General features: G+C 41.2%; 14 protein-coding genes and 5 pseudogenes. 1 reads left to right on the top strand and 18 read right to left on the bottom strand.

Annotated features, from left to right (window positions below):
- Window positions 1-258 precede the first annotated feature (258 nt).
- Window positions 259-1,494 (top strand): annotated as a pseudogene (locus tag GRQ40_RS10110) (IS110 family transposase).
- Between the two features lie 147 nt (window positions 1,495-1,641).
- Here the strand turns inward: GRQ40_RS10110 and GRQ40_RS10115 are convergent.
- The 18 genes and pseudogenes from GRQ40_RS10115 to GRQ40_RS10195 form a co-directional block, all read right to left on the bottom strand.
- Window positions 1,642-3,138 carry an RHS repeat-associated core domain-containing protein gene (locus GRQ40_RS10115; RefSeq protein WP_159719905.1) on the bottom strand — a complete coding sequence of 499 codons (1,497 nt, stop codon included), beginning with the start codon at window positions 3,136-3,138 and terminating at the stop codon, window positions 1,642-1,644.
- Between the two features lie 282 nt (window positions 3,139-3,420).
- On the bottom strand, window positions 3,421-3,879 hold the full coding sequence (locus GRQ40_RS10120) for a DUF4304 domain-containing protein (protein ID WP_159719906.1): 459 nt from the start codon (window positions 3,877-3,879) through the stop codon (window positions 3,421-3,423).
- 11 nt (window positions 3,880-3,890) lie between these two features.
- Window positions 3,891-5,393 (bottom strand): RHS repeat-associated core domain-containing protein, encoded by a 1,503-nt coding sequence (locus GRQ40_RS10125; protein ID WP_159719907.1) that lies wholly within the window; start codon window positions 5,391-5,393, stop codon window positions 3,891-3,893.
- Between the two features lie 281 nt (window positions 5,394-5,674).
- The gene (locus tag GRQ40_RS10130) at window positions 5,675-6,133 is read right to left on the bottom strand and encodes a DUF4304 domain-containing protein (protein ID WP_159719908.1); all 459 of its coding nucleotides are present in this window, start codon (window positions 6,131-6,133) and stop codon (window positions 5,675-5,677) included.
- An 11-nt stretch (window positions 6,134-6,144) separates the two neighbouring features.
- Window positions 6,145-7,389 (bottom strand): annotated as a pseudogene (locus tag GRQ40_RS10135) (RHS repeat-associated core domain-containing protein); the annotation flags it as partial.
- A gap of 375 nt (window positions 7,390-7,764) precedes the next feature.
- The gene (locus GRQ40_RS10140; protein ID WP_370514204.1) at window positions 7,765-9,561 is read right to left on the bottom strand and encodes an IS1182 family transposase; all 1,797 of its coding nucleotides are present in this window, start codon (window positions 9,559-9,561) and stop codon (window positions 7,765-7,767) included.
- A gap of 191 nt (window positions 9,562-9,752) precedes the next feature.
- Window positions 9,753-9,986, bottom strand: coding sequence for an Imm32 family immunity protein (locus GRQ40_RS10145; RefSeq protein ID WP_159719909.1), 234 nt, complete (start codon window positions 9,984-9,986; stop codon window positions 9,753-9,755).
- Window positions 9,987-10,003: 17 nt separating this feature from the next.
- Window positions 10,004-10,201, bottom strand: a complete 198-nt coding sequence (locus GRQ40_RS19020) for a polymorphic toxin type 37 domain-containing protein (RefSeq protein WP_370514205.1) — start codon at window positions 10,199-10,201, stop codon at window positions 10,004-10,006.
- 90 nt (window positions 10,202-10,291) lie between these two features.
- Window positions 10,292-10,594: pseudogene (locus GRQ40_RS19025) on the bottom strand (RHS repeat-associated core domain-containing protein); the annotation flags it as partial.
- 74 nt (window positions 10,595-10,668) lie between these two features.
- On the bottom strand, window positions 10,669-11,097 hold the full coding sequence (locus GRQ40_RS10155) for a YxiG family protein (protein WP_044744209.1): 429 nt from the start codon (window positions 11,095-11,097) through the stop codon (window positions 10,669-10,671).
- Between the two features lie 18 nt (window positions 11,098-11,115).
- Window positions 11,116-12,123, bottom strand: a pseudogene (locus tag GRQ40_RS18540) (RHS repeat-associated core domain-containing protein); the annotation flags it as partial.
- Window positions 12,124-12,231: 108 nt separating this feature from the next.
- Window positions 12,232-12,828 (bottom strand): hypothetical protein, encoded by a 597-nt coding sequence (locus GRQ40_RS10165; protein ID WP_159719910.1) that lies wholly within the window; start codon window positions 12,826-12,828, stop codon window positions 12,232-12,234.
- Between the two features lie 308 nt (window positions 12,829-13,136).
- A complete protein-coding gene (locus GRQ40_RS10170; protein WP_236546230.1) occupies window positions 13,137-13,487 on the bottom strand; it encodes a DNA-binding protein in 351 nt (116 codons plus the stop codon).
- Window positions 13,488-13,632: 145 nt separating this feature from the next.
- Window positions 13,633-13,872 carry a hypothetical protein gene (locus GRQ40_RS10175; RefSeq protein ID WP_044743717.1) on the bottom strand — a complete coding sequence of 80 codons (240 nt, stop codon included), beginning with the start codon at window positions 13,870-13,872 and terminating at the stop codon, window positions 13,633-13,635.
- Window positions 13,873-14,571, bottom strand: a pseudogene (locus GRQ40_RS10180) (RHS repeat-associated core domain-containing protein); the annotation flags it as partial.
- Window positions 14,572-14,610: 39 nt separating this feature from the next.
- Window positions 14,611-15,525 carry a hypothetical protein gene (locus GRQ40_RS10185; RefSeq protein WP_159719911.1) on the bottom strand — a complete coding sequence of 305 codons (915 nt, stop codon included), beginning with the start codon at window positions 15,523-15,525 and terminating at the stop codon, window positions 14,611-14,613.
- A 59-nt stretch (window positions 15,526-15,584) separates the two neighbouring features.
- Window positions 15,585-18,161 (bottom strand): RHS repeat-associated core domain-containing protein, encoded by a 2,577-nt coding sequence (locus tag GRQ40_RS10190; protein ID WP_236546232.1) that lies wholly within the window; start codon window positions 18,159-18,161, stop codon window positions 15,585-15,587.
- 140 nt (window positions 18,162-18,301) lie between these two features.
- The gene (locus tag GRQ40_RS10195; protein ID WP_044742373.1) at window positions 18,302-18,865 is read right to left on the bottom strand and encodes an SMI1/KNR4 family protein; all 564 of its coding nucleotides are present in this window, start codon (window positions 18,863-18,865) and stop codon (window positions 18,302-18,304) included.
- Between the last annotated feature and the right edge of the window lie 24 nt (window positions 18,866-18,889).

Genomic DNA, 18,889 nt, shown 5'->3' on the forward strand with positions numbered 1-18,889 from the left:
ATAATGGTCTTAAGGATCATTTGGGGAATTTCTTCTCCCTCCTGTAGCTTTGACTACTTTTTAAGTCTGTTTCCCCAGTTCTTGTTCGAACTACTAACCCGCAGGCTGTTCCCTCAGGCAACCCATGCTGGAAGTGGCAGCTTCCAGGCAGCTCATGGATCAGAGCGAGTTCTCATACGCGAGGGTGATTGAGCAACAAGTTCACTGGGGACGTCCCGAAGAAGAGTCCTTCCCCTGATCCTAAAATGAAAGGAGGTTATCCCCTTAAAGTTATTTGTCGGAATCGACGTTAGCTCTCAAGGTATGAAAGCTTGTGTCATGAATCTGGACGGAGAGACATTGGCTTCTCTCACCGTCGATAATCATTTAACCGGGGCATCGTATCGACGAGATCAAATCGTCGAGATCGCCCAAAAACATATGATTCAAGAGATTCAAATTGGAATGGAAGCCACTTCCGTTTACAGTTGGCATCCTGCCATGTTCTTTCACGAAGATGAATCTCTTAAGAATTTGAAAACAAAAGTGTTTACGATAAATCCAAAGCTCATTAAAAAGTTTAAGGAGTCCTATGTGGATCTCGATAAAACGGACCATATCGATGCCCGGGTGATTGCGGATCGACTCCGTTTTGGTCGCCTTCGACTTTCAGCTGTCATGCAGGAACAATTTATCGCCCTTCAGAGGTTGACGAGAATGAGATATCATCTTGTTCACAATTTAATGAGAGAAAAACAGTACTTTCTTCAACACCTTTTTTCACAAATGCAGTTCCTTTACGACAGAAGTAAAGAGTTCTGTATATGGAAATACCCTAATGGAACTACTGTTGGAGAAATACACCCTGGATGAAATTAGTTCCATGATCTTCAAGAATTGGCTCGTTACCTTCAGGAAAAGGGCAAAAATCGCTTGACAGACGCTGAATGTCTAGCGAAGTCCATCCAAAAGGCGGCTCGGTCTTCCTATCGTTTATCAAAATGTGTAGAAGTCTCGATTGACCTTTTGTTGGGGACTTCTATCGAGTCCATTCGCAGTATCACCAAGCAAATCAAGGAATTGGATAAGGCGATTCAAAAACTATTGGACGGCATTCCCAACACGTTACAAACCATTCCAGGTATTGAACCTGTCTATTGTGCTGGCATCTTAGCCGAAATTGGACAAATTGAGCGCTTTGATAATCAGGCGGCTCTCGCGAAATATGCTGGCTTAACATGATCCAAACATCAATCCAGAAAGTTTGAAGCGGAGGAAACCAACATGATACGATCAGGAAATCGTTATCTTCGTTACTACCTTGTTGAAGCTGCCAACTCGGTACAACGAAATAAACCTGAATTTAGAGCCTACTACCTGAAAAAGTATCATGAGGTTCCAAAGCACCAACATAAAAGAGCACTCGTCTTAACCGCAAGAAAACTTGTGCGTTTGGTCGATGCGCTGTTACGTAACGACCAAATCTACACGCCTAGAAGGAAGGTGGATAAATAGGAATATTAGTCAACCTAAACCCTTCTATTAATTACAGTAAATGTATTTTATTTTACGGGGCTTCTTAAGTATTGCCTTTTTTAGGACTTTTGCGATTTAGAATTTCCAATTCCATAGATTTCAGTGCTTGACATATTACCGCAGGACTCAATAAACATGTAATCTCGTTTTCCATCCTTTACCGAATATTTTTTCAACTTCTTTTTTATAAGCTTTTAACTGTTTTCGACCTTGTTTTATTGCTCGTGGATTATATGGTTTAAGTTCATATATGATTTTCTTCTCCAAATCAATAAAGTCAATTCTTTTTCCACTTGGTAAACGATATTCCTTACGTCTTACCCCTTCACGTACTTGATTAGCCATATATGCTTTATGCATCTGTCGACCAAGTTTTAAACTAGATTTTGTATATGCTCTACTCCTAATAATATACCTAGCTGTACTTCTAACAAGTTTAAACTTTCCTCCACCAATCGCACCAAGGGCGGTTTTCTTAGCTACGTATTTCCATCCCCGACCGGTTTTATACGCCTTATACCCATCATACGCCGCAAATCCCGCATTAATCGCCATCCACACAAAATGCCCATCCGGATCGACCAACATCACCGGGTTGTTGTTCGCATACGTATAGCCGTTCTGCGTCAAGATATCGTCCGAATCTCCTGGATCAGGGTCCATGGACAAGAACACGCCATGAGTTGGGTGGTAGTATCGGGCGATCAGGTAATATAAACCTGTTTCTTGGTCATACTGGTATCCGGCATAACGATATGGGTTTTCGTCTGCCATCTCACCCGATTGGGAAAGAAGTTGGCCCCATGTGTCGTACTGGTAACGGGCCACCACATTTCCTTGCGCATCGGTTAAGGCGATGACATCGCCATGCGCGTTGTAGTGGTAGAAGTACGTCGCCCCGCCTTTTTTCATCGCCAACAGCTGACCGTTTTCTCCGTATACATATGATTGTACCACATTTCTGCTTGCATCGGTTTCGTAGAGAACGTTGAGGCTGTCGCCTTGGTAGTAGTAGTTCGTCACCACGCCATTCACGTTCTTTTGAATGCGGCGGCCGTCGTCGTCATATTGGTAGGTGACAAACGGCGTGCTTTCGCCTTTTCTTGTAACGGAAACCAATTGATCGGCTTCGTTCCATTCATATCGATACTGGCCGTCTTCTAATCGGTTGCCGTTCGCGTCATACGTGATCGTTTCATCGCCGAAACGAACCAATTGATTCGCCGCATTATAATCGGCCGTCGTCGTCATCGATGATCCGTCTTTCGTTTTCACGATTTTCGTCCGGTTCCCGAATCCATCGTACGTATACTCGATCGTCGTTCCATCCGGCCATTGTTCGATCTTCAACTGATCGAGCTCATCATAGCTGTACACCGTGACGTCCCCGTTCGACGTTTCGATGCGGATTCGGTTGCCGTTTTCGTCGTAACGGTACGTTTCCGCCAATAACTCAGTTCCGTTCGCCGTTCCCACCACCAGACTGTTCACCAAGCCGCGGTCGTCATACGTAAAGGTGGCACCCGCTTCATTTCCGGTGGTAAACGTGCGAACATGGCCTCTTTCGTCATAATCCAAACGGTACGTATACGTTCCATCTTGAACAACCGTATTTTGATCCAACGCGTTGTATTGGTAGGTGTCGGTTTGGCTAAAGGAACTATGTGAGAATTGGAATTTCTTCCATTTATCCGAGGTTATCGGATAAATGCTTTTCGTCTTTTTCTAAATTTCATTTTCAATCAAAATACGATTGGTTGCCACTCGTAGATTTCCTTCCATAAGCCCAATTGGGTCAAACTTTTCTTGAAAAAGAGAAAAACCTTAAGAGAGATATAGACTCTCCTAAGGTTGGCATACTTAATAGATACCTATTACTTCATTCTAATTCAAAACTCAAAAATCTTAACATTCATCGGCATCTTCTAATCCAAAATATTTTTTCACTCGTAATGGAATATCATTTAAATAATCACGTTTCTTTAGTTCCATTAACAGATCTTTTTCCGTATGAATCTTGTCGAACATTCCAAATATTTCTCTTTCAATAAACTTTTTCAGTTCGTTCTTTCGATCTTCGTCAGGGATAGAAATCTCAAAATCTAATAGCTCCTTAATTCTTATACTTTCTCCCTGATCCAAGGAACTTAGTCTATGATAAATATGCATCACAAGGCGGCCTAGCTCAAGGTTTTTTATAATAAACCCATAATCAATATGATAATAATTACCATAATTTGATTTTGATAATTTAATTATTTTTATAATCTCGTCATTGCTAAAGCTCCACTGGGTTCCCTTCTTTTTAAAAGAGTGGGCTTTAAACAACTCATCTAAATATTTTACAAATTCGGATTTATCCATTCTATCACCCCTTAATAAACATGCAAAATTGTTTTCCATTTTCCTCCACGTTCTTGTTCAAACATTCGCTTGTATTTTTTTAACTGTCGCTTCCCTCGAGCAATGGCTCTAGGATTATACGGTTTTAATTCATAGATCGTTCTCGTATTGAAATCCACAAAATCTGGACGAATACCTTTTATCCCTTTATATTCTTTAATTCTCCCTTTTAATTCATCATGCAAATGAGCCATATATTTTTTATGCATCTGTCGACCAAGTTGGAAATTAGATTTTGTGTACTGCCTTCCAACCTTAACAATATACTTCCCTGCACCTCTAACAAGTTTAAGCTTTCTCCCACCAACCGCGCCAAGAGCCGTTTTTTTGGCGACATACATCCATCCTTTTCCTGATTTATACGCCTTATACCCATCATACGCCGCAAATCCTGCATTGATGGCCATCCACACAAAATGCCCATCCGGATCGACCAACATCACCGGATTGTTGTTCGCATATGTGTAGCCGTTTTGGGTTAGGATATCGTCCGAATCTCCCGGATCAGGGTCCATGGACAAGAACACGCCATGAGTTGGGTGGTAGTATCGGGCGATCAGGTAATATAAACCTGTTTCTTGGTCATACTGGTATCCGGCATAACGATATGGGTTTTCGTCTGCCATCTCACCCGATTGGGAAAGAAGCTGGCCCCATGTGTCGTACTCGTAACGAGCGACCACATTTCCTTGCGCATCGGTTAAGGCGATGACATCGCCATGGGCGTTGTAGTGGTAGAAATACGTCGCCCCGCCTTTTTTCATCGCCAACAGCTGGCCGTTTTCTCCGTATATATACGATTGTACCACATTTCCGCTCGCGTCGGTTTCATACAAGACGTTGAGGCTGTCGCCTTGGTAGTGGTAGTTCGTTACCACGCCATTGACGTTCTTTTGAATGCGGCGGCCGTCTTCATCATATTGGTAGGTCACAAACGGCGTGCTTTCGCCTTTTCTTGTAACGGAAACCAATTGATCGGCTTCGTTCCATTCATATCGATACTGGCTGTCTTCGACCCGGTTGCCGTTCGCGTCATACGTGATCGTTTCATCGCCGAAACGAACCAATTGATTCGCCGCATTATAATCGGCCGTCGTCGTCGTCGATGATCCGTCTTTCGTTTTCACGACTTTCGTCCGGTTCCCGAATCCATCGTACGTATACTCGATCGTCGTTCCATCCGGACGTTGTTCGGTCTTCAACTGATCGAGCTCATCATAGCTGTACACCGTGACGTCCCCGTTCGACGTTTCGATGCGGGTTCGGTTGCCGTTTTCGTCGTAACGGTACGTTTCCGCCAATAACTCGGTTCCGTTCGCCGTTCCCACCACCAGACTGTTCACCAAGCCGCGGTCGTCATACGTAAAGGTGGCACCCGCTTCATTTCCGGTGGTAAACGTGCGAACATGGCCTCTTTCGTCATAATCCAAACGGTACGTATACGTTCCATCTTGAACAACCGTATTTTGATCCAACGCGTTGTATTGATAGGTGTCGGTTTGGCTAAAGGAACTATGTGAGAATTGGAATTTCTTCCATTTATCCGAGGTTATCGGATAAATGCTTTTCGTCTTTTTCTAAATTTCATTTTCAATCAAAATACGATTGGTTGCCACTCGTAGATTTCCTTCCATAAGCCCAATTGGGTCAAACTTTTCTTGAAAAAGAGAAAAACCTTAAGAGAAATACAGACTCTCCTAAGGTTGGCATACTTACATATACCTGTTACTTCATTCTCATTCGAAATTCAAAACTCTTAACATTCATCAACATCTTCTAATCCAAAATATTTTTTCACGATTAATGGAATATCATTTAAATGATCGCGTTTCTTTAGTTCCATTAACAGATCTTTTTCCGTATGAATCTTGTCGAACATTCCAAATATTTCCCTTTCAATAAACTTTTTCAGTTCGTTCTTTCGATCTTCGTCAGGGATAGAAATCTCAAAATCTAATAATTCCTTGATTCTTGCATTTTCTTTCTCATCCAAGGAACCAAGCCCATGGGAAACATGCTCCTTACAACCATCAAGCTCAAGGTTTTTTATAATAAATCCATAATAAATATAGTAAAAATTACCATATCTTGATTTTAATAATTCTATTACTTTTATAATCTCATCATTACTAAAACTCCACCGATTCCCTTTCTTTTTAAAAGAATGGGCTTTAAACAACTCATCTAAATATTTTACAAATTCGGATTTATCCATTCTATCACCCCTTAATAAACATGCAAGACTGTTTTCCATTTTCCTCCACGTTTTTGTTCAAATATTCGCTTATATTTTTTTAACTGCCGCTTTCCTTGAGCGATGGCTCTAGGATTATACGGTTTTAATTCATAGATCGTTCTCGTATTGAAGTCCACAAAATCTGGACGAACTCCTTGTATCCTATTATATTCTTTAATCCGTCCTTTCTTTGGATCATGCAAATGAGCCATATATTTTTTATGCATCTGTCGACCAAGTTTGAAATTAGATTTTGTGTACTGCCTTCCAACCTTAACAATATACTTCCCTGCGCCTCTAACAAGTTTAAACTTTCCTCCACCAATCGCACCAAGGGCTGTTTTTTTAGCTACGTATTTCCATCCCCGGCCAGTTTTATACGCCTTATACCCATCATACGCCGCAAATCCCGCATTAATCGCCATCCACACAAAATGCCCATCGGGATCGACCAACATCACCGGGTTGTTGTTCGCATATGTGTAGCCGTTTTGGGTTAGAATATCATCCGAATCTCCTGGATCAGGGTCCATGGACAAGAACACGCCATGCGTTGGATGATAGTACCGGGCAATTAGGTAATAGAGACCCGTTTCTTGGTCATATTGGTATCCCGCATATCGGTATGGGTTTTCGTCTGCCATCTCACCCGATTGGGAAAGAAGTTGGCCCCATGTGTCGTACTCGTAACGAGCCACCACATTTCCTTGCGCATCGGTTAAGGCGATGACATCGCCATGGGCGTTGTAGTGGTAGAAGTACGTCGCCCCGCCTTTTTTCATCGCCAACAGCTGGCCGTTTTCTCCGTATATATACGATTGTACCACAGTTCCGCTCGCGTCGGTTTCATATAAGACGTTGAGGCTGTCGCCTTGGTAGTGGTAGTTCGTCACCACGCCATTCACGGTCTTTTGAATGCGGCGGCCGTCTTCATCGTATTGGTAGGTCACAAACGGCGTGCTTTCGCCTTTTCTTGTAACGGAAACCAATTGATCGGCTTCGTTCCATTCATATCGATACTGGCCGTCTTCTAATCGGTTGCCGTTCGCGTCATACGTGATCGTTTCATCGCCGAAACGAACCAATTGATTCTCCGCATTATAATCGGCCGTCGTCGTCATCGATGATCCGTCTTTCGTTTTCACGATTTTCGTCCGGTTCCCGAATCCATCGTACGTATACTCGATCGTCGTTCCATCCGGACGTTGTTCGGTCTTCAACTGATCGAGCTCATCATTCGACGTGCCTAGCACCTGAATCAAAAAATCGGTGCACATGGCGGCGAGGGAAATGGGGTATTAACACCGAAGAGGCTGAATCCGCTCCTTCGGTGTTTCTCCTTTTTTATCCGTTCATCGGGCATACTAGAAATAATTATCCGAAAAAATGTACAAAACGTTTAGAAACACTGTACAAAATCCGAAATACTCCGCAAAAAATTTGCACATGATTTCCGAAGCTGTCTGAAATAATTTAAAAAAGGATTCTGAAATCATGTGCTAATTTACAAGTATGGTCTTAAAAATTTACAACGCTAAACTTGACGGGTATGGGACACATCCCCCTATTGATTCCAAATCCATTTCAGAGATACTCCATCTATTCTTGCATTACACAAAATTCTTGACGGTATCAATTAATTCGGTACTACACTTTATAAAAAAGAAGGGGCTGTCTGATAAGTCCCTAAAATGAAACAAGTGGAGAAAAACGAGCCGTTTTTCTCCACTTGCTTTTGTATTTTTTCGATTTTTCTTCGAAAGTAGCTGGCGGATGCCTGCTACTTTCAGTATGTTGTGGGCTAACGCCACAATCCCAAACTCGACATGTACTTTGTCGAGGCCCCGCAAAGAAAATCTGCGGAACGACCGATTGCCCTTGATGTGACCGAACACACTTTCTACTTCGACTTTGCGCCGAGCGTAGATGGCGGCTTTCTCTTCACATTCAAGGGCTGTTTTTGCCTTCGCTTTCATTTCTTCGAAGACGGTATTCCAGTGAACTTGACGATTGCCCTTCGCCTTCGTGCATTTCGCTTTTAATGGGCAATCTGTACAATCTTCACATTCGTATATTTTGAAGCTTTGTTCATAACCAGATGGATTCTTTTGGTTTTGATATTTTTTAAATGTTACTTTCCTTCCATTCGGGCAAATAAAACAATCATCCTCTTCACAATAGGTCCAGTTTTTCGCGTTTTTGATATCCTTTTTGTCTTTGCGTGTCTGTTCTCGTACATAGGATCCATAAGGAATGAGAAAATCCAATCGAGGCTCTTTCTCATCACCAATCGCATATACATAGTTTTCTTCACTGCCATATCCTGCATCCGCGATGATGGTTTTGGGCATCGGTAAAGAAGTAGCCGCCAGTTTCTCCAAATGTGGGATAAAGCAACGTGTATCGGTTGGTCGTTGATGAATGGTATAAAACAAGATAAACTGATTCTCTGTCCCGATTTGCACATTATACCCTGGCTTCAGTTGACCATTTTTCATATGATCTTCTTTCATTCGCATAAAAGTTGCGTCTTTATCCGTTTTTGAATAGCTGTTACGATCGCCAAAGATTTCGTTCTGCTCCTTGTATTTGGCTAGTCGAGGTAAAAAATTTTCTCGAATCAGTTTTAAAGGTTTTTTCCATTTCTTGCGTTCTGCTCGTTTTTCCTTCCGAACTTTTGTATCGGATTCCTGTTCGATTTCCTCTGTTAGGATTTCGACTTTTTCTTCTAATTTTTGAGCGATGGCTTCCAAGTTCTGTTCCGTGATTTCTGGATCTTCGTTCGCCTCTTTTTGTGCTGTTCCTGCTTCTAATTGGGTTAATTCTTGAATGTACTGAAGTGTTTCTTGAATTTTTTCTTTTAATGTTGCTTCCCATTTCTCTGTTGATTTTTTCCACACGAAAGAATACTTATTGGCGTTGGCTTCCATCTTGGTGCCATCCAAAAAGTAGTTTTCCATTGTGATGTACTTTTCTTCAATCAATTTTAGAATCATGGCTTCAAATAACTCATCCATCAAGGCTTTCATCCGTTCTCCGCGGAACTCATTGATCGTGCGGAAATCGGGTTGTTGCATCGCAGCTAACCATATGGCAGGAAGATTTTCTTTTATTAGTTTTTCGATTCCACGGCAGGAATAAACCTTTTGGGAATAACTATACAGAATGATTTTCAGCATCATTTTGGGATGATAGGAACTTCTGCCACCACCTTTATAATGAGAAAACAATAGCTCATCTGGTACAGATTCCACCATTTCGTCCACTACTCGTGCGACGTGATGTTCTGGTATAAGGGCTTCAATATCAAAAATCACTTGAGTTTGACGATTGTCATAGGGTTTAAAAGTAGGGGCTAATGGTCTTTTAGAGGGCTTTTTTTCCTCTGTCTCTGGAAAAAGTGTCATTTGCGTGTTATAATTTTCAGTAGTAATCATTTGATTGCTCATAAAAATCGTCCTTTCTGGAATGTTGTGCTGGTACCTTCATTTTACAGGATAGGACGATTTTTTTGTGTACTTTTTTAAAAAATGAAAAAAATGAGAGGGGCTTCAAAAAGTCAGTTACCCTGACTTTTTGGACAGCCCCTATGATGCGATTAATCGCCCCAGTGAAAGATTTTCACATGATGTATTAAAATATTATCCTTGCCTTGCTGCTCTTCTGTTAGCTCCTCTCCTCCCCAACTTGGTGTCATTAAATGAAGTTCTTGCTTATGCTCTAAAAGGATTTCAATTTGTTCTTTTAAGTATCTCAAGCCTTTTTCATTTGCATGGATTTCAAGTTTTTCTCCATCACTGTCATATTCAAAGGATAATAGATGTTTTTGCAATTTATATACCTCCAAAGCTATTTTAAAAAGTATTTTTTCTTTTTTCTTTTACTCCCCTTTAACCTATTGACATCAACGTGTGGAGGCTCATAACCTTTTTTATAGTGTCCCCCTTTATCTAGATAGTAGGAACGTCCTGTTTTAGGATTTACATATCCGCCCTTACCATTTAATGGGTCTGAACCTCGTTTTTCAAAACCTTTTTTCATAAACATGTCTTCTATCTCTTTGAAAGTTTTCCCTTTAAATGGGTTACCTAATCCTTTTAAAAACCTTTGAGCCCGCCTAGCTTTATACACCCTATACGCAATTTTGGCACCTTTAAACGCCGCGCCACCAACAAGCCCTACACCTACCGCAATCGCTGCTGCTTTCCAACCGCCTTTTTTAAAGGCTTTATACCCATCATACGCCGCAAATCCCGCATTAATCGCCATCCACACAAAATGCCCATCCGGATCGACCAGCATCACCGGATTGTTGTTCGCGTACGTATAGCCGTTCTGCGTCAAGATATCATCCGAATCTCCTGGATCAGGGTCCATGGATAAGAACACGCCATGGGTTGGGTGGTAGTAACGGGCGATCAAGTAATAGGGATCCGTCTGTCGTATATTAATTAATAAATGGCTGCCTCATACTACATGGGACAGCCATTTCTGTAATATTAATTTAGAAGTTTTTAACTTTGCTCTTTAAGTGGATAATCTACTAGAAACTCCTCCTCGTTAATCACTATACTTTTTGCTTCGATAAATAATAACGCCTCCCAAAACTCAAGTACAAAATTAGCTGAAGAAAAATATTCACCAACCCAAATTTCTTTTGCTGAACTAATATGAATTTTACCTATTCCATTTTGATAATAATCAATTGAAGTTAGTTCAGTGTAATCCCCATCTTCTGGATCGATAGGATTTAGGCGGAATTCTCCAGAGTTTTCTATGAAATAAAAAGAAGAAACACCCTTAAATATAATCTGATAATGTCCCTTAGTATCACTTACTTTAACTTTTAGACTAATCGTATGGTATAAAATATCAATATGAAAACTTTCGACTATGCTAGCCCACATTTCATTTAGTAAAGTAACTAATTTTTCCGAGCTCATACTAATTACTCACCCCATCTATCCTCTGTATTTATTAATCGCTCTCACAATTTGTTTATAGGATCTTCTCGATACGGTAATATGTGTGAGTTCCCTACGACTAGACCACTCACCATTTAACGTCAAAGAACCTCGACCATCTTTACTTATTCTAAAGTACGGTTTATTACGTACTCCACCTTTATTCATAACTCTTACAACTAGAGGTTTTCTACCATCCGGAATAGTTACCTTCCATCCATCGCCTTTAGTTCTTCCTAAAGTTCCGCCAAATGTTTTTGATACTTTTTTCGCTAGCCTATAAGTTTTTGAAAATTTACCTGCTTTATATGCTCTATACGCAATTTTGGCTCCTTTAAACGCCGCACCACCAACCAGTCCCACGCCAACGGCAATCGCCGCTGCTTTCCAACCGCCTTTTTTAAAGGCTTTATACCCATCATACGCCGCAAATCCCGCATTAATCGCCATCCACACAAAATGCCCATCCGGATCGACCATCATCACCGGATTGTTGTTCGCGTACGTATAGCCGTTTTGTGTGAGGATATCGTCCGAATCTCCCGGATCAGGGTCCATGGACAAGAACACGCCATGGGTTGGGTGGTAATAACGGGCGATCAAGTAGTAGAGTCCCGTCTCTTCATCATATTGGTATCCCGCATAGCGATACGGGTTTTCGGTTGCTAGGGCACCCGTTTGAGAACGAATTTGGCCCCATGTGTCGTACTCGTAACGAGCGACCACGTTTCCTTGCGCATCGGTCAACGCGATGACATCGCCATGCGCGTTGTAGTGGTAGAAGTACGTCGCCCCGCCTTTTTTCATCGCCAACAGCTGGCCATTTTCTCCGTATATATACGATTGTACCACATTTCCGTTTGCGTCGGTTTCATACAAGACGTTGAGGCTGTCGCCTTGGTAATGGTAGTTCGTCACGACGCCATTGACATTCTTTTGAATGCGGCGGCCGTCTTCATCGTATTGGTAGGTCACAAACGGCGTGCTTTCTCCTTTTCCCGACACATGCCTGGCACCATAATTAAAATAGAAAAGCAAGAGAATAGAATTTCTCCTGCTTTTCAAAAATTGTCTTCACCCTTTAATTTTTGAAATGGTATTATCTACAAATTCCTAATTTTTGTAGTTCCTTAATAACTTCTCGCAAAACTTTTTAGCCTCCTCCTCGTCATAATAGACTGAATTAATATGATTGGTAACCTCTTTTAACTGAAAAGCGCCTGGCAATCGAATTTCAGCAAGTTTAGATTTAAAATTTTCTTTGCACGAAAACACATAAGTTTCAATATCTCTTTCCGCCCAAATTCCCCATTGCAAAGACGGCGAAGTAAAAACGAAATAAAAACCATAATGAACCAAACCAAATTTTCCGTTATCGCTTTCTTCCATGTTGAAAATGTCCAAATAATTTTCATAAGTGAGTTCAATCGGAATTTTAACACATTCATACCATCCCATTTTTTCGTTATAGTAATTTTCCAGTTCTGCTAATAAGACATATGAATCGCCTGATACTTTAGATAACTCTTGAATGCTATTCCAAAACTCTTCTTTAAATAGATGGTTATATTCTCCAAAAAGAAAACTACCATCCCCCCTTTGGAATACTTGGTCTGGCAATTCACGTTGAAGCTGAAATGTTGTACTTAAAATTTCTTTTATCTCTAAATACTCTTTTTCGTCTTTAATAAATAGCTCTTTCAAGTTCATTCTTTATCACCTAACCGAATTTTTAAAGGTGCGGCGCCTTTATGTCCTTTTGGAAAATACTCTGCCGTCCATCCATGCCAGTTTTTGTCCTTGGCACGCACAATGTATACAGCACCATTTTTAGTTAACCTAAATATACTTCCCTTTCTCTCAAAACTCCAACCATTCTTTCTTAAATTTCTAATAAAATGTAGTTCCCCTCATCAGTTCCTCGATTATAAACACCTTCTTCTCTTTGATAGATCTGTTAGGCTTGAAATTGAAAAACCTTGAAAGGCACATAACCAATCAAGGTTTTTTTAATATTTTTAATCGCTATACTTGGTTATCCAATCCATAACGTCTTGTTCTACATGTAGGTATTCATCCGGACCATCTTTTAAATCAACTCCGGAAACAATTTGTAAAAGTTCCCAAACAGTTTCATCTGATATATTTGGCTCATCCTGCATGACATATTCTGAAGCCCAATCTGCTGCTTCTTCTCTTGTTAGCTTTCCTTGTAAAATCATTTTTAGTTTATCAACCACTTCCTCTTTTGTTGGTTGTCTCATTTTTTCACCACTTTCCAATATAGTTCCCATTCCTATCAAAACGATAGTGAACCTTGGCACCACCAGTAAATTTAGTATCAGGTCTAATCTGTATAATTCTACCATTATGATTCAAAGTCCCATGCCACATTCTCTTTCGACACATACCTATTACTCTAATCGAAAAACTTCAAGAGAATTTGTCTTCCAAGGATTAATTCACGATTATAAATCGTAAATCTGGGAAATCTCACCTTTTAAGCAGACATACTTACATAAAACACCTTCCAATTTCGTCTATTAATCTCTCTAATTTTATCCCCAGCTCATTTGGTTCATCATCATTATTTAATCCTTTTTCCAAAAACTCTTCATTTACAATATCTCTCAATTCGTTACCTAAGGTTTCATTTATATTAATTTCATTATTTAAAACCCACAGAAGGTCGGGTCTACGGGATTCCAAGCATTCTCTTAATAAAAGTAACATATCTGCGCTTAGCTTTAACATTTACTTCCTCCTTATACCTTTTGACCCCTTTGCGTAAGTAGTAATTATTTTTCCGTTTTTATTTAGAACTACAACCGCATTCTTACCCACATATTTCGTTCTTCCTCCTGACTGTTGAACTACTTTCTTTGGGGTTCTAGTTGCATCTAGAATAGCTTTAGGAGCCACTCCTCTACCACCATCTCTTTGCATAGCCTGTGCTAAACCATGTTTAGTATATCCTGTTATTTTTCCAGCTACAGCCTTTCTAGTAACTTTAGCAAAATTTAGAGCCCGTCTAACTTTATACACCCTATACGCAATTTTGGCACCTTTAAACGCCGCACCGCCAACCAGTCCCACGCCAACGGCAATCGCCGCCGCTTTCCAACCGCCTTTTTTAAAGGCCTTATACCCATCATACGCCGCAAATCCAGCGTTAACTACAAACCAGAAGAAATGCCCATCCGGATCGACCAACATCACCGGGTTGTTGTTCGCATACGTATAGCCGTTCTGCGTCAAGATATCATCCGAATCTCCCGGATCAGGGTCCATGGACAAGAACACGCCATGGGTTGGGTGGTAGTAACGGGCCATGAGGTAGTACAATCCCGTCTCTTCGTCATATTGGTATCCCGCATAGCGGTATGGGTTTTTGTCCACCAAGGCGCTGGATTGAGAAAGAATATTTCCCCACTCATCGTATTGGTAACGGGCCTCGATGTTTTCTTGTTGCTCATTTAGAGTGTGAATCGTCTATTTCTTTCGTTTCAATTTCTTTATTGTGATGTTGATATCGTCTAACAGTGCGCTTTCACTTAGCCATTTCCAAAATTTACTTTTTGTTAAATACTTTTTTTCCTCAACAATTCTTTCAAGCCTTGATGCATCATCAGTATTTCCATATCTCCCTATTGCAAGTATGGCATGATTCTTTAGTGTTGTATTAAAATCACCCGTCAAAATTTCAAAGAACTTATTTACTACATCTCTAGTAACTTTGTCCTTAGGAAATTTTTCCGCGAAAGCAAGTAGAGTAACGGCACTAAAAACACGCCCAAATTCCTCACTAAAGAGATCTTCTATTATAACTTTTGATGCTTCTGGATGACCAAACGAATGATAAATAGCCTCTGCTAATGCTTTATGAGAATAACGAGAATCTGGTTTTCTGTATTCCTTAATTATTTCTTCTAGTCCACATATGATTTGTAATTTTGCTACCTTAATTTGTTCCAGTACCTCTTTGTTATTCGTCTTGATTTGGTCTAATTTTCTTATAGCATTGTCATCACCCATTGTTCCGATCATGGCTATATCTGCGATTAAATCCGTGCCACTTTTTTTAGATAAATTGTGAATTTTTCTTTTTAATTGAGTTTCTTTACCCTCTAAAAAATCCAATACACTTTCTGCATAAGCTTTAACAAAAAATATCTCTGTCTCATCTTCAAGAATAGCTTTCAGAAAAGGGATTACACTACTGTCATTTAATAATTTCAATGTTTCTAATATCCCAATCTTACCATTAGGATCTACTTGATAAAAGTATTTTTGTAAGATAGTAATTATGTCCCTTCCCATCTTAGCTAAATCTTGAGCAACTATATCTATATTATGCTCATTAAAATTATTAACTAAATTTCTAACCGTCTCCTCATATTGATTCATATTTTTCACCCCTAAAACTATCAAAGAGGGACACACTCAGTGTGTGTCCCAAAATATCTTTAATAACTTGCCTTAATTATAATCCATGCGCCGGCTTTCTTATAATTCTTGAGTTGCCTTTTTACATAGCTTCTTTTCCAAGAACCTTTTGGTTTTAATTCAACGACAACCCTTCCTCTAAAAAATTGAAGGTCTGGACGTTTTTTAGTACCTCTTAATGGTTTATCATATTTGCCTCCAGGAACAACTCTTTTCATCACTTTGGTCCATGCTTGGTGCGCGGCTCTCCCTCTAACATATGCAGGACCTTTAGTAATATTGTAAATATTTCTTGCAACCTTAACTGCACGGTAAGCACCTGAGCCTATTCCACCGATAGCACCTAAACCAGCTCCTATTGCAACAGAACCCCACAACTTCCAACCTGTGAGACCTCTACTTTTTGCAGACTTATACGACGATACTCCTCCGATTAACGCTCCTACTGCCATCCACACCCAATGCCCATCCGGATCGACCAACATCACCGGGTTGTTGTTCGCATATGTGTAGCCGTTCTGCGTCAAGATATCATCCGAATCTCCCGGATCAGGGTCCATGGACAAGAACACACCATGGGTTGGGTGGTAGTAACGGGCCATGAGGTAGTACAATCCCGTCTCTTCATCATATTGGTATCCCGCATAGCGATACGGGTTTTCGGTTGCTAGGGCACCCGTTTGAGAACGAATTTGGCCCCATGTGTCGTACTCGTAACGAGCCACCACGTTTCCTTGCGCATCGGTTAACGCGATGACATCACCATGGGCGTTGTAGTGGTAGAAGTACGTCGCCCCGCCTTTTTTCATCGCCAACAGCTGACCGTTTTCTCCGTATACATACGATTGTACCACAGTTCCGCTCGCGTCGGTTTCATATAAGACGTTGAGGCTGTCGCCTTGGTAGTGGTAGTTCGTTATCACGCCATTGACGTTCTTTTGAATGCGACGGCCGTCTTCATCATATTGGTAGGTCACAAACGGCGTGCTTTCGCCTTTTCTTGTAACGGAAACCAATTGATCGGCTTCGTTCCATTCATATCGATACTGGCTGTCTTCGACCCGGTTGCCGTTCGCGTCATACGTGATCGTTTCATCGCCGAAACGAACCAATTGATTCGCCGCATTATAATCGGCCGTCGTCGTCGTCGATGATCCGTCTTTCGTTTTCACGACTTTCGTCCGGTTCCCGAATCCATCGTACGTGTACTCGATCGTCGTTCCATCCGGCCATTGCTCTTCCACTAGTTGATCGAGCGCATCATAACGGTAAACGATCGCTTCTCCTGTTGAGGACTCGATTTTCGTCCGATTGCCGTTTTCGTCGTAACGGTACATTTCCGCCAATAACTCGGTTCCATCTGCCGTCCCCACTGACAGACTTTTCACCAAGCCGCGGTCGTCATACGTAAAGGTGGCACCCGCTTCATTTCCGGTGGTAAACGTGCGGACATGGCCTCTTTCGTCATAATCCAAACGGTACGTATACGTTCCATCTTGAACAACCGTATTTTGATCCAACGCGTTGTATTGGTAAGTGACGGTTTGGCTGAATGATCCGTGCGAGAACAGGAACTGTTGCAATTTATCCGAGGTGGTCGGATACGTCCATTTTTGGACTCCGCCGCGGTCGGATTGCTCCGTCACACGGTTCTTCTCATCAAACTTTCTGGTCTTCGTCGTGCTGTCTTTTAAGTATTGAACCGAAAGTTCATTCCCATTTTTATCATAACTAAATTCGTAATACGGGACGTTGTTGTAGGAAATGGTTTTGACTCGTTCCGTTCCGTCATACGTCCATTGAATCGTGTTGCCTTTCGGCAAGACGGTTTTGATTTTATTGCCGTTGGCATCATATTCATTGGTTGTTACGTCATTTAATGGACCAACCGTTTTCAGGAGTTTTCCCGTCTTATCATACGAATAGGTAAATCCTTGTGACGGACCGCTGCTCGTTTGAATGACTTTCGAAGTCATATTGCCGTTCAAGTCATAATCATAGTGGACGGACGTTCCGTTCGCCAATAGGAGTTGTTTTAAACGATTGGATGGGTCATACTTGTACTGTTTTTGATGTCCCTTCTCATCATATTCACTTAACAGATTTCCTACGGCATCATAGCTCTTTTTCGTGACATACCCGGCTTCATCTGTTTCTTCCTCCACATAGTTGCCTTTGGCGTCATACTTGTTTTTCGTGACAACGTTTCCTTCCACTAAGCGAATGGCGTCAAACCAGACCGTTCCGGTGTAATTGCCGCGGAAGACAGCGGATAGGTCGATTTTATCCATTGGCTTGGAAGGCTGAATCGAAACGGCGGCACGGTTCCACTCTTGCGTGCCGATCGGAAAATCTGCCGTATACGTTTGGGTCGTTCCGTCGACAAAATACGCTTTCGCGGTAATCGAATAATCGCTTGGGCTCACGGTTCCGTTGGCTTTGACATCCTGCGCTTTGGAAAGACCGGTGAGTGTCAGACGAAGCGGCGTATCACTCGAAGTTTGCCCTACGATCACGGTCTGCTTATATTCACTCGCGGACTGCGTGGTGCTCGTTCTCGATACTTTGAGGGAGTAAGACCCATCGAATGATTCCATATTGTCTACGCTTCCGCCCGTTCCGCTCCAATTCGCAACGTTTCCTTCGAAGCTGCTGTTTAAAAACGGACCATATTATAAAAAGGATGAATCTCTGCGCTGATATAAGTTATCGCAGGTTCACCCTATTAAAGAAATTTCTAATCTTCTAAATCATTCGCTTTATAGAAATGTCTTGCTTTATAAATGGGCCAATTCCAATACTCCACTCCTTGTGAGATAATGAGCCTCTCTAAAAAGATCTCAAAATTCATATAAAGAGGAGTGGCATGCTCAATACTTTCTCCAGGTTCTAGCCAAAACAAATACTCATTACTTCTTTTATGAGGGGTGATTTCGTTAAGATTCATCACTAGGATACTACTCTCTAAACCATACGCTATAGGATACCAACCTTCTGGATAATCTAAAGATTGGTGGTTCTCTTGTACCTCACTTATACTTAGTACATCAAAGGAAGCACCGCTTTTTTCATCTATAAATAATCTTGCCCCATTATGCATTAATAAAAATTCCTTATAGTCTTTTGGCAAGAATAATTGGTTGGTTTCTTCAAATTTCAATAGTTCACTTTCTGACGCTGGGGCATTAAATAAAAAACGGACTTCTGTAACATACCCTAAATCCTGCTGAATTTGGATAGATGGTTGATCTGTGAGCCGTTTTTTTAATGATGTAAGTGTAAGCGTAAGTAAAGAACTCATTATGATACCTCCCAACATATCATA

Source organism: Anoxybacillus sp. PDR2 (assembly GCF_009834045.1).
Lineage (GTDB): Bacteria > Bacillota > Bacilli > Bacillales > Anoxybacillaceae > Anoxybacteroides > Anoxybacteroides rupiense.